This is a genomic window from Mucilaginibacter gilvus, assembly GCF_004054195.1.
In the GTDB taxonomy this organism is placed as follows: domain Bacteria; phylum Bacteroidota; class Bacteroidia; order Sphingobacteriales; family Sphingobacteriaceae; genus Mucilaginibacter; species Mucilaginibacter gilvus.
The window spans coordinates 1-14,552 of the sequence record NZ_SBIW01000002.1 but is presented as its reverse complement, the minus strand read 5'-3'; the positions used below and the strand labels follow the sequence as shown (position 1 = coordinate 14,552).

Genomic DNA, 14,552 nt, shown 5'->3' with positions numbered 1-14,552 from the left:
GCTTATGAGTAAAAAACGCACCGTTTAAGTTCGGTACACAGCTAAGACCGGTGAATTTTGATTAAATCTTTAATCAAAATTCAAAAATATGAACGTCATTAATTTTTCAGGTGGAAGACTGGTATTAAATATTTCCGGTATGGATACCGACGGTTTGACCGTCTCCAACATAAGTGTGGGTTCAGATAACCTAACTGAATCGTTATATAAACGACTACTGCAAGCAGAACGTGAGAGAGTACAAATGCTTAAAGAAGTCATAGATCAAAAATTTCCGTTAGAGGAAATTGTCTCCGACTACTATATGTCGGAAGAACAATCTAAAGAAATGTCTGCTTTATTTGAATTACTCGCTCAAAAATTTCATCTAACGCATGTTTTTTGTTTTGCCCATAAAGGGATAATATCTAACAACTTCAGCAAGTTCGGCGAGTTTCCCTCTTATATTGACCTACATTTCTTTTTTCTATTTATTACCAAAGGCAGCGAAAGAGTAGAACATGAAATACAAGATTACATCAACACACATTATAAGAGCTTTAAGGTGACGGCTATATCGCATGGCATCGAAAGTGTTCGTAGCGCCGTGACGCAAGGCAGTAGATTTTTTATCGCAGCATGTTTAGGCGGCCTGGAAATGTACCATGATAAGATCAACCACCTTGATGTGGTGTTTCCAACGCTAACCCCGGCTGATACTCTTCAGAAAGCAGAAAAGCGTTTTCATGATCATATAAAAATGTCCACCGGCTTTTTATATAGTGCGACTAATTGTATTCGTATTGAGGAATACCCTGAAAACGGTGTTTTCATGCTTCATCAGGCTGTCGAACAAGCTTGTATCGCACTTATTAAAGTTCACATGGGGTACCGGATCGATTTGCATAACCTGACCCGGCTTTTAAACCTCTGTAAATGTTTCTCTGATGAACCCGCAGAGCTGTTTTTAGCGAATGATAATGAATCCGTTAAATTATTCAAGATACTTCGCGAAAGCTATGGAGACACCCGGTATGCGGAAGATTTTAGAGTTGATAAAGATATTGCTATCAAAATATTGGAACGGGTTGATGCCTTCGTGAATTTAGCTGAAAACCTTTGTCTTGATTGGATTAATGCCTTGCGCACAAAGGTCGGCGAAGATGTAATTGAAAATTTCTACACCGTAAATGAAGAAAAGGACTGACTATGACTGGCAAAAAAATAAAAAAAGAGGCTGCCATTATTCCAGCCGACTTATTCTTTTACCCAATACCCTTAACACAGCCCGGTCAGCTATTGACCCGCGATGAGTTATATAGGCATTTTGAGCAGCCCAAAGGGCGCAAAGTTTACATGGGTAACCAAGATGAGTTTCTAAGTTTTGAGAGAGGTATAGCTACGGTAAAACTGAAGTTAAACGATGGTTCAATATACTACTTGTACCTACATGTTGAAAAAAAGGAATTGCATATTGCCTGTACATGCGGGATGCCGGAAGAAAAACTCTGTTTTCACGCGTTTATCGGCCTGTTTAATCTAACCTGGCTAAGCCAGACATTTGATTGTCAGAAATTGTATTGGCCGAATTTTTACAACGAGGAAACAAGCCGAAAATTTCTTAACATACATGTATCGGGCCAAAATATTAACGTAGAGGCTAAACCGGCGTATGGTAGTTTTTATCGGAGCCTGATCGGGTTCGGCAAATCAAGCTTCCCTAAATTACAAGAGCAAATCGATAATACACTCTCAATAAAAGCCGGAGAGAGTTTCGTATATGCTTATGCTTTATGTTTTGCACCTGACATTTACCGTGATCGCCACTACCCATTACTTATTCCATTTCATGGCAAGACCGACAGGAGCGGTTTGAAATTAGTTGCCTTTTCAAATTTTTGTCTTCCCGATAAAGAACCAAACCCAAGCGGCGATCACCCATCCCAACAACAATTAAATTCGATAAGTAAAACCATGTATGAGACTATGCGGCCCCTTTTTTATAAAAATGAATCTCGGGACTGGCAGGTTTGGAACGAGGCGAAAGCAACCATATTTAAACTATGGCAAAAAGCGTTGCCGTTGCTTGTTGATTTCCCTTACAACCAAACCTATCTTTTATACTGGCTTAGATATTTAAGAGAAAAACCAACTAAATATTTCATGCAAGCATCAAGATACAGTTTAGAACAACCTTCGCTGTCATTCATGTTAACCTTTCACAAAGACCGCTTTAGTCTTTCGGTAGACGTGATTGTTGGTAGCCAAGTGATTTCGGTAGAACATAAACCGCATTTTTTTATTCATGATGGACAGACAGGCAATTGTTATATGATGAACAGCCTTCAGGATGATCGTTTGCTTAATTGGATGCTTGATAACAAAAATAAGATCACAGTATTAAAGGAGGATTTTGCAGAATTTAACGAGGACCTTTTGAAGGGGCTTGCTGAATTCTATCCTGTATTTTTTGCAGATAAACCTGGGAATAGGACAGGCTATGATTATGATGTTCTAAAATCAGGGTTAGCCTGGTGAAAAAAAGAAGTAGCTGCGGCAAGCGGTTTTTTTCAGTGTTAAAGTAATTAATGGCAACTGCCTATTATCTCATGTGCTCTGTACAGACAATCCCCCGGCTGCGGCCAGCGGCTACAGGACACCCGCGATAGAGCGGGTGACCTGATACCGCCCGCCTCACCTTGCACGGCAACACGGAAATTCGCTGCGCTCATAACCGACTGTGCCCTTTCCCCTTGCTCGTGAATAAATACCCAATTACACCACGGTCGCGAAGATAGCCCACGCCGGGATAAACCGTCAAGGCTATACAGAGCGGGCGGGAGTTGTTCGCTTTCAGCGGCCCCGCCCAGCCTTGACACTTTACCCGGCTACGCGCTGTTGGTTGCTTAAGCGGTGAAAATGGGATGGTGTGCGTCATTGGCTTGCAATGCGGGAATGTCCGCCTGTACAGCCGTTCAGGTTGGTCTGGTTTGCCGGTAAATCCGTTATTTTTATATTTGCAGTTGTTGGCCTTTTAAATGGATAGCCATACCTCAATACATGCAAGATATGACTAAAGCAGAAGTGATCGAAGCGATAGCCGCTAAAACAGGAATAGACAAGGAGCAAACGAAAGCCATTGTAGGGGGCTTTTTTAAGGTAATTAATACATCTCTGGAAAACCACGAGGATGTGTTTGTCCGTGGCTTTGGCACTTTCCTTAGTGAAGAAGAGAGCGGCTAAGATCGGCAGGAATATCACGAAGAACACGGCTGTACAAATACCGGAAAGCTACATTCCGGCATTCAGGCCAGGGGATGAATTTAACAACAAGGTCAAAACCGCCCTAAGAAGCCGCACGTTAATAGAAACATAAAGCATTGCTTGCCATCAAGAGGCTTCCTGAATGGCCTCTTGATCTGCTGTCGTTTTAATTGTTGTAAACTCCATAAGCTTTTCCGCCATGCTCTTTTTGGCATCCTTTTCAAAGCCTTTCCAGTAATTTTGTGTCGTGTTCATTGTGGTGTGTCCCAAAGCTTCCTGTGCAAATTCCAGCCCCATCGTACGGGTGGCCTGTGTAGTGAACGAGTGACGTGCTACCATCGTGCCTAATTTAAATGATAGGCCTAACTGATCAACCAGCTTTTGCATGTGCTGGTTAACGAAGCGGATAAAATTTTGGTTGACCTTGTGCCGCTCTTTGGCTGACATGCTTGTTTGGAATATAGGAAACACATAGTCATTGGGCTTGCCTTTTTCATTAGCGTACTTTTTAATAAACGCTTTGATATGGCTGGTTAAAGGGACAACGATAGGCGTTGGGTCTTCCTTAGTGGTGTTTTTTGTCTTATGCCTTAAAAATGAAAAGTACGTATCATGGATATCTTTAAACTTTAATTCAGCAATATCCCTGAAATTCATGCCGTTGCACTGGTAGCTGAAAAACCAAAAGTCCCGGGCCTTTTCCATAAAGCTATCGTTAGTGACATCCGCAGTGTAAAGAGCGTTAAGATCATGAGTTTCTAATGCCTTTTTTACATTTTTGCCGTTAGGGATTTTATATGCTTTAAAAGGATAAAGTTCGGGTGAGATATCCCCGGCGGTAATCGCCTTATTAAAGATCGCCCTTAAATTCCGCATATAAATACCAACGGTAGTTTTGGAATTGTTTTTGGAAACCATCCATTGCTCATATTTATTTAAAACGTCTGCTGAAAGGGCGGTAAAAGGAATATGTGTAACCGGATTTTTTTTACCCTCACTTAAGTAAGCCGTAATAGATTTAATGCTGCAATCATAACTCGACGCTGTTCCGATCTGCTCGTTTTTGTCCAACACTTTCACATAGGCCGCGAAATGCTCGATTACATTATTGGCACTGGCTTTTGTACGGAACATCTTACGCTCAAACTTTTCAAAAGTAAAGCTGTCGCCTAAATCTTTAGCCAGGTCAGCGGCTTTTTGTATAATGGCATCCAGTTCAATTTTGAGGTCTTTGTTTTCCCCTCTTGGCTTGGTAGCCAAATAAGACTGTTCAAAAGCTTCTTTGCTTAACTTGTAATCTGTGCCATACCATCGCTCCATTTTGGCGGTAAAGTAAACATGTAGTTTTAATGGAAATGTGCCATTTTTTAGTGCCCGCCTTGTGTCGAGATATAGTGAAACTTCAGCTTTCATAATAAATACGATTAAAATGAATAAATTTGCAGAATAAAACAATCAATTAAATCTGGCATACTAAAATAAGTAGTTGATTATTAATTAATTGCTTAATACAAATATAATGATAATCACTCGATTATTTGCAGAAAATTTGCAGAAAAAAGGGCAAAAAATTACAAAAAAGCACTAAATTACAAGATTGGATTATTTCATAAAATATTGATAATCAATATATAACAAAGAACTGCAAAGCATCAATAATTGCCTATAATTGACTGTTAATCAGAGGGTCCCTGGTTCGAGTCCAGGCTCAGGAGCCAGAATGGGCAAGCACGAAAAATTGGTCGCTTGCCCTTCTTTTTTACCAGCTATTTTACTGTTAATCAAGTATATAAAAGAATATAATTCACTTGTAAAAGCGGTTCGATGTTGCAATTCCTCGAAAGTGAATTTTTGGGGGTACATCGAACCAATTAATTCCCGCTTTTCAGAAATTGTTGATTTTGAATAGATTCTATTCAGCTGCGTCAAATTGGTGATTGCCCTCCTCAGTATCGGTTCTATGTTTTCAGCTTTAGAATTAACTGCTGCCGCCTCTGCTAACTTCGCTTCCAATACGTTTATCTTATATTCATTTTCAGACTTGATGGTCTTGTAATCCGCGCCGTCAATGTCCCCGTTCAGAAGTAACTCCCTTGCTTTAGCAATACGGCTGTTCAGGTCGTTGATCTCTTTAAGGAGTTCAGAGCGGGATATTAATTGCGTTGTATTTTGGCTTTTGTAGGTATCAGCGATAACTTCTGTAAACAGTTCTGCATAATTTTCATCTATCGTAAATTCCTCTATTACCTCGTCAAATGCTCTGTTAACGTCCTCAGCCTTATACCTGCATCCACAGGCAGATGAGCAATGGTAATAGTAGTAATAACCATTACGGCCTTTAGATGCGCTGCCACATAGCACACGGCTGCACTTAGAACACCTGATAAAGCCGCGTAGCGGCAACATATCCGGCGAAAGGACTTTAGTTTTCTCGACCTTCTTTTTGCCGCTTAGAACGTCCTGTACATCATAAAAAAGGCTTTCAGAGATAATGCCTTCATGCAAGCCATTGACAGTATGGGCGGCTTCATCCTTATATTTAACGATCAGGATTTTTCCGCAATAAACCGGGTTGCGGATGGCGACGTAAAAGTTGTTGCGTTTGCATCTCAAACCCATCTCCGCAGCCTTTTCATAAACCTGCTGAATAGAGTAAATGCTTTTGGATACTTCTTTAAAAGCCCATTGAATGATCTTAGCCTGCGGCGGGTCAATGGCAATGAATTTCTTGCCGGATATATCATGCCGGTTTACATAACCCATTGGCGCGTGTGATACCCAACGTCCTTCTTTTCTTGCACGACGCAAACCGTAAAAGGTATTCAATGCCCTGCGGTCGTTCTCAATTTCTGGAGCGGTCAGGTAGATGGCCAGCATCATCTTATTTTCAGGAACCTCCATATCTAAGGGCTGTTCTATTGCCTGCGGTTCCACACCCAATATTTTCAGGGTATTGATCATTTGGTAAGCATCGGGTGCATTACGGCTGAACCTGTCCCACTTGGTGAACAGTACCAGGTCAACTTTACCCCGTTGCTTTCTAAGGTTAAGCAACAAGCCCTGCCATTGCGGCCTGATGAAGGTTTTGGCAGAGTGGTCTTCAAAAATGGTTTTTCGGATGCTAATGTTATTGATCTCGCAATAACGCCTTAAAACCTCTTCCTGGCTTCTTTGGGAATAACCCTTGTCGGCTTGTTCATCGGTACTTACACGGATATATATATCTGCAACTTTCATTTTTTAATCTCCTGATTTACAATGAATTTAGCTAAAAAATACATGATTTGCAAGACTTCTTCAGCTTTTTTTTCACTTATTTCCACGCCCCTTTTCTTCAATATTTCCATTGCTCTTTGAGTAGTGATATTTCGCTTCCGTCCTGAATTGTTAAGCATGCCGCCGAGATTAAGCGGCAAAATCGTGTCAACGGACGGCCTTACTTGACAAGCTTCTCGGTAGTACCGAATAATAAAGTCAGTTACGGCTCTTAAACATAGGTAACCATTGCTCCGCTTAAACAACCGGGAGTGCTAAGCCGTTAAATAGTCAAGGGTGGCGTAAAAACTCCAAAACCACAATCGCCATTTACATGCCCTTTACAATTTTGGGGCTGGGCTAATTTTGTGCGTGCGGTGTAATGCAACGATAGGGAATCATCCCAGCTTTCTTTATTCGTTTATCTAATAAATTACAAGCTATGGTTATAGGATTTGTCACTTTTTTCTTTTCAGTCAGCTCTTAATTTTGCAGGTGTAACGAGGCAGGAGTTACTCCTGCTTTCGCAGCGAGGCTGGCGGCGAATGAATATAGCGTGCATACGCGTGATGTAATGAGCCGCTTGCCGCAGCTGCATTACTCCAAAGAATAATTACAAGCTACTTACAAGCATATGTTGCTCATAAACCCTTTCAGCTACATTCAATAATTGTTTTACAGTACCTAACAACGCTCTTACATTGCTTCGCTCAGCCTTGTAACTATCTTTATACCTGACATTCACATAAGCATGTTTAAGTTCGTTAAACAGCATCAAATTTCCCGGTTCATTTAGCTTAAACACCATAACAAGATCAGCGGTGAACATTTCGGTAATGGTCAATAACCGTGACAGGTTATGGTTATTGATGTCATAATTGAGTACTGCCCTTACTAAAGCGACCAAAATACATTCCGCGCATTGGTGCAGGCAAAAGAGCGCAGCGTTATCTGCTCCTTGTTGCAAATGATATTTTGCACCGTTGTAAAAGTCTAATCCCAACCGGTGCCAGTGTTGCCATTGCGATGATGTTGTATTATGTTGGATGGCAGATAAAGGCATGGTGACAGGCAATAGTAACTCCCCTGATAAGTAAACTGCATTTCGGCTTAAAGCGGTATTGAAAAACAGGTTACCCCGCTTTAACCCCGTAAACAGTGCAGAGGCATGATGTACTAAGGCTACTACGTTTGCTGTTTCCCTGCAACTGTCTTCTATCATACCTGCAAGGCTTTGGGCTAACCGTTGTTCACCATTAGCTGTAAGTACCAGCAGGTATATTTTATCATTTGGTGCAGTACCCAAATGAATCACTGCCTGTACAGAATTGACTTTATACTTAATTTTTGCCACAAGGCCGCTAATCGTTTCCTGCTGATTGCTCTCAAGTGCCGCATTTAGATTGTACAGGTTTACGCCGCGACTGTCTAACGAATGTTCTTCGCCCTGCTCAATTAAATCTTTTATTTGAAGTGAAGATACACTGGCAGATTGCCGATGGATTTCCCATGCCGCATTGTAAAGTTTTTGTAGGTTTTCATACACCCGAATTAAATCAATTGTGCCTATGAACTCATTGGCAGCACTGGCAGATAATCCAAACTCAAGCCATTGATACAAAATTACCTGATAGGCAGAAAGGTTGTAGTCTTGGTAGATTTGTCTAAAGACAAAGTAAGTATCAGCGTTTTCATTAATTAGCGGATCTGTTTTACTTTTTAGCAAATAAGCCGCTTCAAGCAGGCAAACATTAAGCTTGTAGAAATTGAGCAATTCGGAAGGGCTTCCCTTATCGCCTTTAAAGTATTGATCTTCTAATATGCACTTACGCCATGTTTGCAACCTTTCCAGGTGACCGGGCAAACTGTCAACGTCGAAGAAATCAGCGATTACAATAAAGGGGGTAATTATTTCAGCAGGCTTAAGATTAAGGATTGTGTTATCATCATTTTTATTGCTTACCATGATTGCAAGATTAAACAGGCCTGTATTAACCTGTCATCCAAAGTACGAGCATGCTCTAACCGTACCGAACCATATCAAATTGTATTTTACAATGGCACTGTTGTTTGTTACATTTACATTTTATAATACTTTAGACCTATGAACGAACCTACTATACATATCGGCAGAAAGATTAGTAAAATCCGGGAATTGCGCGGAATGAAGCAGGAAACTCTTGCTACAGCGCTTGGGATAAGCCAGCAAGCTATTTCAAAAATTGAGCAAAGTGTAGATGTAGAGGATGAAGCGTTGGATAAAATTGCTAAAGTGTTAGGCATTACTAAAGAGGCTATAAAGAATTTCAATGATGAGGCTATTATCAATTACTTTAACACATTTAACGATAACAGTTTTAATAATGGGGCTTACAATGCGTTTGGATGTACTTTTAATCCAATAGAAAAGGTCATTGAGTTATACGAACGATTGCTTGTAAGTGAGCGAGAGAAGGTAGAAATTCTTAAAAATAAATAATTCACTAATTTTTAATAGTTAATTATGTTATGAGCACTTGAGCAGGTGCTCTTTTTTTGATAATGTGGTCAAAAATAGTTGTTGAAACCTATCTAATCCTATTGATTATTAGATAAATATATATAGTCAATTGAAAGTGATTTCAATTGACTTTTTTCGTTTATGAAAAGTGTTAAAAAAACGCGTGTTGGGCCTGTGGCAGCCTAGCAGTTATTGGCTGGGGTAAACAACTCGGTAAGCAGCGATTTAAGTGCAAATGTTGTGGGATAATGTTCACCCGAACAAATCCTGAGGTCGGCTATAATAATCAATTTGTTTGGTTTGAGAAATGGATCATTGAGCGTCAGGTTTATAAATACCTTGTTCGTGATAGCGGATTATCACAAAGTAGCCTGCAGCGCTTGTTTAAGCATTACTTGGAGCAGGCCCCGGAAGTGGCCATTAAAAGTAAGGTGAAAGCGCACCTGTTGATCGATGCTACTTACTTTCCAAATGACCTCTGTCTGGTTCGTATATTACGATCATAATATTCGTTACACACAGCTTTATCGAATGACCGACCAGGAGCGTTATGAGCAAATGCGGGAAGATCTGGAAAACCTTAAAATACTTGGTGTTGATATAGCAAGCATTACCTGTGACGGCCACAAAGCGTTGTTAAAAGCTATTCGTAAAGTTTATCCTCACGTGCTTACCCAACGCTGCTTAGTGCATATCAAACGTCAAAGCCAAACCTGGCTTACCATGTGTCCTAAAGCACCGGTTGCTCAAGAACTGCTTTACCTATCCAAGCGCATTACTTATCTTAAAACCTATGAGCAATGCAACCAATGGCTGGCAGATCTCTACTACTGGTACGAGCGGAGTAAGGTCTACATTAATGAGAAAGCCTTTAATCAGGATACAGGTAGATATTGGTACCGGCATAAAATGCTGCATCAAACCACCAGCCTTATCATTAAAGCCATACCTAATATGTTTCATTACCTCGACGATCCGCAAATACCCTACACGACCAATCGACTTGAATCATTCTTTGGCCATCTCAAAGAAAAATTGGAAATACATCGTGGTTTACGTCCTCAAGCCAAGCGTAACTTTGTCAAATGGTATCTGCATTTTAAGAATAATGGCAAATGAGTTTTCTAAGCCATAGGAACATACAGCCAAAAAGAAAGCCGGAAGAAAACTCCCGGCTTTGGCTTTAGTGTTGAAAATCATATTGCTGACAAGTTGCCCTCCGGCAGCGCATGTTTCCTGTTCTGATTTACAAGCCCTATTTAACCCTTTTTTTCATATTAACTACCAACTATTTTTGACCACATTACCCTTTTTTTTGCGAAAAATAAAGCCTCCTTACACTCGCTAGTTGGAGGCTTCAACCTAAGTGTTATGATTTGAAAAGCACCCGGGATCATAAAAATGTATTTCATAGATAATCAACGGAGGATAGTAAAGAGTCTAAAACCTAAGCTGTCAAATTGTAGATAGCACCCAGGCCTGTTCCAAGAGAACGCATAGGAAACTTATCTTTACGGTATTGACTTATTCGCTTGATTCAAACTCATAAATTATTTCACTATTCAGTATAATCGTTATCGAAGTGCAACTCAGGTAAATGTTATTTCTGATAGATTACACCTTTTTTGATCACCAGGTCTACCGATTTTATATTATCTATATTATCCAATGGGTTTCGGGTAAGGATTAATAAATCGGCATCCATACCCGGACTGATACTTCCTTTAACAGCTTCCAGGTGTAATGAAGCGGCGCTGTTTTTTGTTGCAGCTACTATTGCGTCGAAGATAGTGAATCCGGCATCGGTAATGAGCAAACGCATCTCATCCTGTACGAATTGTTCCTGGTCGTCGTCGGTACCGGCGCAAATAGTGACACCTGCCCTGTAAGCCCGTGCGGTGATTCTTTTGGCGATCTCGTAGTCCCACTTCATTGACGTATCACTGATAGCCCACTTTTTATATGTAAGCAACGTGGCGTCTAATATGGTATGATGTTGTTTCATCTGGCTGAACAATTCATCAAGTGCGGGTACTGTTTTGTCCCAGAAAGCAGCGTCGTAATGGCCTTTCTTCCAATTAGCAGGTATTTTATCAACTTTTTCATAGATCAGTAACGGCGCATGTGAAATGGAAATGCACCCTGCCTTAACGAGATCAGATGGTCGGGCTCCCTGTAGCCAGGCATGCGACCAAACCGGCATATTTTGCTTTTTTGCTTCGTCCAAAATTTTATTGGCTAACACGGCAGAAAGATTCGCGTATAATTTAATACCAGATGCACCACTTCCTCTGGCCTGAGCAACCGCCAGTAAAATATTTGTTGTGTCCGATATTGCTTTCATATAAGACATGTTGCCAGCTGTGCCGCCTTTTGTAGATGAGTGTGTTCTCGGATCACTAAAGAATACGGTACCTGCCATTAATGCAGAATAATAGATTCCGGGCGCTGTAATTTCGCCTTCGTTAGCACTGCGGGCGAGCTCGGCGAGTACCCTTGCATCGCCTGCCATATCCCTGACAGTGGTTATACCACTGTAAAGCATTTGCTGCAATACTTGTAACGTATGCGAACGGTTATCAGTACCGCCTGGATCGGTTGCCATATGCACATGGCTATCGATCAGCCCCGGAAGTAAATACTTACCGCTTAAGTTAATAATTACAGCTGAATCAGGGATGGCTATTGTTCCTGTCGGAAAAACTTTAGTAATACGCCCTTCCTGAATCACCAAGGTTTGGTGCGTAGCTGGCACCGGATGCCCGGCGTCAATTATGGTTGCGTCCTTAAGTACTAAGCAATGTGGTTTAAACTGGGCGTAAGAAAAACATGGGAACAATACAAAAAGTAAAATATAACAATAATGAAATTTCATGCAATTGCGTTTAGATGATTAGACATAGCGCAATTTAACTATTTAACACAATTAGTTAAAGTGATGTTCCCATGTTTAGCGTTTGTTAGGGTTATATATTTTTAGAGGAAACCTTATCACAATTGGGCGAGAATCGCCCTTTTCAAACATGCCAAATATTAGAATTTTTCGCGATACGGATAGCAGCGGCATCCTTTGCAAAAGATACAGCGTAAAGCCGGGGCCAGGCAATGCCACTTAAAAGCATTTATAACTTACTTACTACCTGCCTCTTTTTCTCCTGCGGTATTTAGCATCATCCTCGTCGTTACTTATTTGGATACCACTATTATCGCCAAACCAACTATCGCGATGGTCAGCGGTATTACCAGCCAACAGATCAGCACCCTGATCTGTTTCCAGTGGTCTTTCTTTATAATCACTAACTCCGATTTCAGTTCGACCGTATTCTGGTAGACCTGCTCCAGCGTTTGGAGAAACCAGGCCAGTTCCTGATCCGGGTTGTTCTGTGGCGGCGGTGTATGATCCTGCGGAGGTTTGATCTCCGTATTTTGCTGTCGTTCGGCTGTTTGCCTCGCTAATTGCTGCGCTGTCTCTAACTTGTTCATAGTTGATCATTTTAATGAGTTCCGCCCATTTGTACCTATTGCCTAAAGCCTGGCCCTTCGCTTTGAAACCGTTGTGGAAATAACTAATGCCTGACACCTTGCCCGTGGTTGCCTGGTTGAAAAGAAAACTAATTCCCATTTGCTCGCCCTGGGCAATCATATCCTGTAAAGTTAAGCCCGGCCTTTTCAACAAATTGTTCATCAATTCCTGCAACACCATTCTTTCAGATGCCTTGCCGGTTCTTGCGGTCATTTCTATCTCATCCTTTGTTGGAGCCTTTCTTGAAACGCTGCTGCTCGGTTCAACAGCTACCAGGTTATACTGCTGTTCCATTTTGCGGATAATTGCCTCGCTTTTCTTATAATTATTACTGTCAGAAACTACACTGCCATCAAAGCTGATCCGGTTAACCAATAGGTGAATGTGGGGATGATCCGCATCGTGGTGGCGAAAGATCATATATTGGTTATTGGTAAAGCCCTGTGCTTTTAAATAATCGTTAGCAATGTTTACCAAGGTTTTATTATCAAAATTTTCATCTTTTGGAAAGTTAAGGCTGGTATGGTATACATACCTGTTCAGATTAGGCTTCAGGCTTCTAAGTAGTTCTACTTCTTTCCTGACTTGTAAAATATCCATTGAGGAAAAGTTAGTTTCCAATAATTCTGCCCTTAAACGCATCTCAGGATGCGCCATTTTCTTTACGTTATAACTAAAGGCACCCATAAAGCTTTTACCTATCTTCTGAATCGCGATCATGGAGTAAAACCTTAATGATGAGGTGTTGCTGTTCCTGCAATTGCAATAAGATCTTCCTTATCTCAAACGGCAGTTTTCCGGCGTTAACTTGTTTTGCAATTTGGTTGACATTTACGCCGATCATTTTTAATTCGAGATAAAGGCCTAAGTCAATACGCGCAATCTTCGCTTCGGGAAAGCGTCCTGTCAATAGTTTTGTACGTAACAGCTTGTAAACTTCGACCCCTGAAACTTCGACAGCTGCCATAAATTTTTGCTGCTCTTTTTCATTGAGCCTGATCACGTACCTGTAAATTCTTTTTTGTTCGGGAACAATCTTTGGCCTTGCCATATCTAAATGTTTAGGCAGCAAATCTCCGGTCAGAAAAAAAAGGTATTACACAAGTATTTCGGTAGTACCGAAAAATAAATTTTGAGTGCCTCTAAATAAATTGGGGCAAATACCTAACGGGTAAATAATGTTCACCCCCAACTGTTACATTGTTATATGCAGAACGAAGTGAAAGCTTATCGGGTCTGGGTGACCCAGCAAGCGTTTGAAGGCACTTCAAACATGGCTTGCTTTACTTTATTTTGCTTAACTCTACCACAACTATTCTCGACGTAACGAGTAACGAAAGTTTGTGACGCTTGAATCTAATGTGATGGAAGCCAAATAATGCATTTAAGCTCTCTTATGTGGTCGGGTGTTTTTTTAGCTAACCTGTACAAATATGAAATGATTCAATTGCTAAATGTCTTTTTTGTATATCTTTATCAACAAGAGTTAAGTATTTGACACCAGTTGATAATCAGCAGGTTAAATTGAACCTGTTGAAATAATATAAACAAACGAACCACTAAACTAATATTTAAGAGCTCTGATGTTTGCAAATCCATTGCGTATACCAAATAATCTCGGTTTTATTCGATAACTTATAGTTGTCACCTGAGTGAAAATGTCAATTTCAGAGGATTAATTATTGAGAAAATTTTATGGCAAACGAGCGAATTACAGATTTCTTTATAGGCAAATTGTTAAGTGATGCCAACATAAGTTATGTTCCAAATGGCAGTAAAATTAAAGAAATTCAAGACGCCCTAAAAACCGCGTCAAAAAAAGGGAATAACAAGATTGGATTTCCCGAATTTACTGCAAAAGTCAATGATTTTATTATCGTAATAGAAAATAAAGCGGATGAGGATAAGCAAGTTGATATTCCGGGGATGTTGACCACCTGATTCCGTGGCAAAGTGACCAGGCGATTAGCTGGCGAACGATAGCAGCGAGAGCTGTAAAAGCGTTTTCAAAGTTAGTTATTAAAAGTGGTT

General features: G+C 40.6%; 13 protein-coding genes and 1 pseudogene. 8 read left to right on the top strand and 6 right to left on the bottom strand.

Going from position 1 to position 14,552, the window contains the following annotated elements; translation table 11 throughout:
* Positions 1–88 precede the first annotated feature (88 nt).
* The 4 genes from EPL05_RS03225 to EPL05_RS24585 all read left to right on the top strand — a co-directional run bounded on the left by EPL05_RS03225 (position 89) and on the right by EPL05_RS24585 (position 3,355).
* The gene (locus EPL05_RS03225) at positions 89–1,186 is read left to right on the top strand and encodes a HEPN domain-containing protein (RefSeq protein ID WP_128532083.1); all 1,098 of its coding nucleotides are present in this window, start codon (positions 89–91) and stop codon (positions 1,184–1,186) included.
* A 2-nt stretch (positions 1,187–1,188) separates the two neighbouring features.
* Entirely contained in the window at positions 1,189–2,517 is a 1,329-nt protein-coding gene (locus EPL05_RS03220) for a hypothetical protein (RefSeq protein ID WP_128532082.1), read from the top strand.
* Positions 2,518–3,048: 531 nt separating this feature from the next.
* Positions 3,049–3,222, top strand: a complete 174-nt coding sequence (locus EPL05_RS24540; RefSeq protein WP_317127880.1) for an HU family DNA-binding protein — start codon at positions 3,049–3,051, stop codon at positions 3,220–3,222.
* Positions 3,170–3,355 (top strand): HU family DNA-binding protein, encoded by a 186-nt coding sequence (locus EPL05_RS24585; protein WP_394342714.1) that lies wholly within the window; start codon positions 3,170–3,172, stop codon positions 3,353–3,355. The genes EPL05_RS24540 and EPL05_RS24585 overlap by 53 nt, the downstream gene beginning before the upstream one ends.
* Positions 3,356–3,369: 14 nt before the next feature.
* On the opposite strand, the gene EPL05_RS03210 is transcribed toward EPL05_RS24585, so the two are convergent.
* From EPL05_RS03210 to EPL05_RS03200, 3 genes are all read right to left on the bottom strand, one after another.
* The gene (locus EPL05_RS03210) at positions 3,370–4,656 is read right to left on the bottom strand and encodes a tyrosine-type recombinase/integrase (protein ID WP_128532081.1); all 1,287 of its coding nucleotides are present in this window, start codon (positions 4,654–4,656) and stop codon (positions 3,370–3,372) included.
* 267 nt (positions 4,657–4,923) lie between these two features.
* Entirely contained in the window at positions 4,924–6,480 is a 1,557-nt protein-coding gene (locus EPL05_RS03205) for a recombinase family protein (RefSeq protein WP_128532080.1), read from the bottom strand.
* Positions 6,481–7,111: 631 nt separating this feature from the next.
* Positions 7,112–8,464 (bottom strand): HEPN domain-containing protein, encoded by a 1,353-nt coding sequence (locus EPL05_RS03200; protein WP_128532079.1) that lies wholly within the window; start codon positions 8,462–8,464, stop codon positions 7,112–7,114.
* Positions 8,465–8,602: 138 nt separating this feature from the next.
* Here EPL05_RS03200 and EPL05_RS03195 point away from each other — a divergent pair, with 138 nt between their 5' ends.
* The 3 genes and pseudogenes from EPL05_RS03195 to EPL05_RS03190 all read left to right on the top strand — a co-directional run bounded on the left by EPL05_RS03195 (position 8,603) and on the right by EPL05_RS03190 (position 10,117).
* Positions 8,603–8,977 (top strand): helix-turn-helix domain-containing protein, encoded by a 375-nt coding sequence (locus EPL05_RS03195; protein WP_128532078.1) that lies wholly within the window; start codon positions 8,603–8,605, stop codon positions 8,975–8,977.
* 197 nt (positions 8,978–9,174) lie between these two features.
* Positions 9,175–9,504, top strand: a pseudogene (locus EPL05_RS24705) (hypothetical protein); the annotation flags it as partial.
* Positions 9,452–10,117: a transposase gene (locus EPL05_RS03190; RefSeq protein WP_208394668.1), complete on the top strand. Its 666-nt coding sequence runs from the start codon at positions 9,452–9,454 to the stop codon at positions 10,115–10,117. The pseudogene EPL05_RS24705 and the gene EPL05_RS03190, both read left to right, overlap by 53 nt.
* A 481-nt stretch (positions 10,118–10,598) precedes the next feature.
* On the opposite strand, the gene EPL05_RS03185 is transcribed toward EPL05_RS03190, so the two are convergent.
* From EPL05_RS03185 to mobC, 3 genes are all read right to left on the bottom strand, one after another.
* The gene (locus EPL05_RS03185; RefSeq protein WP_128532077.1) at positions 10,599–11,873 is read right to left on the bottom strand and encodes an amidohydrolase family protein; all 1,275 of its coding nucleotides are present in this window, start codon (positions 11,871–11,873) and stop codon (positions 10,599–10,601) included.
* Between the two features lie 261 nt (positions 11,874–12,134).
* Positions 12,135–13,241: a relaxase/mobilization nuclease domain-containing protein gene (locus tag EPL05_RS03180; RefSeq protein ID WP_128532076.1), complete on the bottom strand. Its 1,107-nt coding sequence runs from the start codon at positions 13,239–13,241 to the stop codon at positions 12,135–12,137.
* Positions 13,216–13,572, bottom strand: coding sequence for a plasmid mobilization relaxosome protein MobC (mobC, locus tag EPL05_RS03175; protein WP_128532075.1), 357 nt, complete (start codon positions 13,570–13,572; stop codon positions 13,216–13,218). The genes EPL05_RS03180 and mobC overlap by 26 nt, the downstream gene beginning before the upstream one ends.
* 644 nt (positions 13,573–14,216) lie before the next feature.
* Between mobC and EPL05_RS03170 the strand changes: the two genes are divergently transcribed.
* A complete protein-coding gene (locus EPL05_RS03170; protein WP_128532074.1) occupies positions 14,217–14,462 on the top strand; it encodes a hypothetical protein in 246 nt (81 codons plus the stop codon).
* Positions 14,463–14,552: the final 90 nt, after the last annotated feature.

Coding starts and splice junctions, on each gene's coding strand:
- EPL05_RS03200 (WP_128532079.1), bottom strand. CDS start 8,464: ATGGTAAGCAATAAAAATGATGATAACACAATCCTTAATCTTAAGCCT.
- EPL05_RS24540 (WP_317127880.1), top strand. CDS start 3,049: ATGACTAAAGCAGAAGTGATCGAAGCGATAGCCGCTAAAACAGGAATA.
- EPL05_RS03205 (WP_128532080.1), bottom strand. CDS start 6,480: ATGAAAGTTGCAGATATATATATCCGTGTAAGTACCGATGAACAAGCC.
- EPL05_RS03210 (WP_128532081.1), bottom strand. CDS start 4,656: ATGAAAGCTGAAGTTTCACTATATCTCGACACAAGGCGGGCACTAAAA.
- mobC (WP_128532075.1), bottom strand. CDS start 13,572: ATGGCAAGGCCAAAGATTGTTCCCGAACAAAAAAGAATTTACAGGTAC.
- EPL05_RS03220 (WP_128532082.1), top strand. CDS start 1,189: ATGACTGGCAAAAAAATAAAAAAAGAGGCTGCCATTATTCCAGCCGAC.
- EPL05_RS03180 (WP_128532076.1), bottom strand. CDS start 13,241: ATGATCGCGATTCAGAAGATAGGTAAAAGCTTTATGGGTGCCTTTAGT.
- EPL05_RS24585 (WP_394342714.1), top strand. CDS start 3,170: ATGTGTTTGTCCGTGGCTTTGGCACTTTCCTTAGTGAAGAAGAGAGCG.
- EPL05_RS03195 (WP_128532078.1), top strand. CDS start 8,603: ATGAACGAACCTACTATACATATCGGCAGAAAGATTAGTAAAATCCGG.
- EPL05_RS03170 (WP_128532074.1), top strand. CDS start 14,217: ATGGCAAACGAGCGAATTACAGATTTCTTTATAGGCAAATTGTTAAGT.
- EPL05_RS03185 (WP_128532077.1), bottom strand. CDS start 11,873: ATGAAATTTCATTATTGTTATATTTTACTTTTTGTATTGTTCCCATGT.
- EPL05_RS03190 (WP_208394668.1), top strand. CDS start 9,452: ATGCTACTTACTTTCCAAATGACCTCTGTCTGGTTCGTATATTACGAT.
- EPL05_RS03225 (WP_128532083.1), top strand. CDS start 89: ATGAACGTCATTAATTTTTCAGGTGGAAGACTGGTATTAAATATTTCC.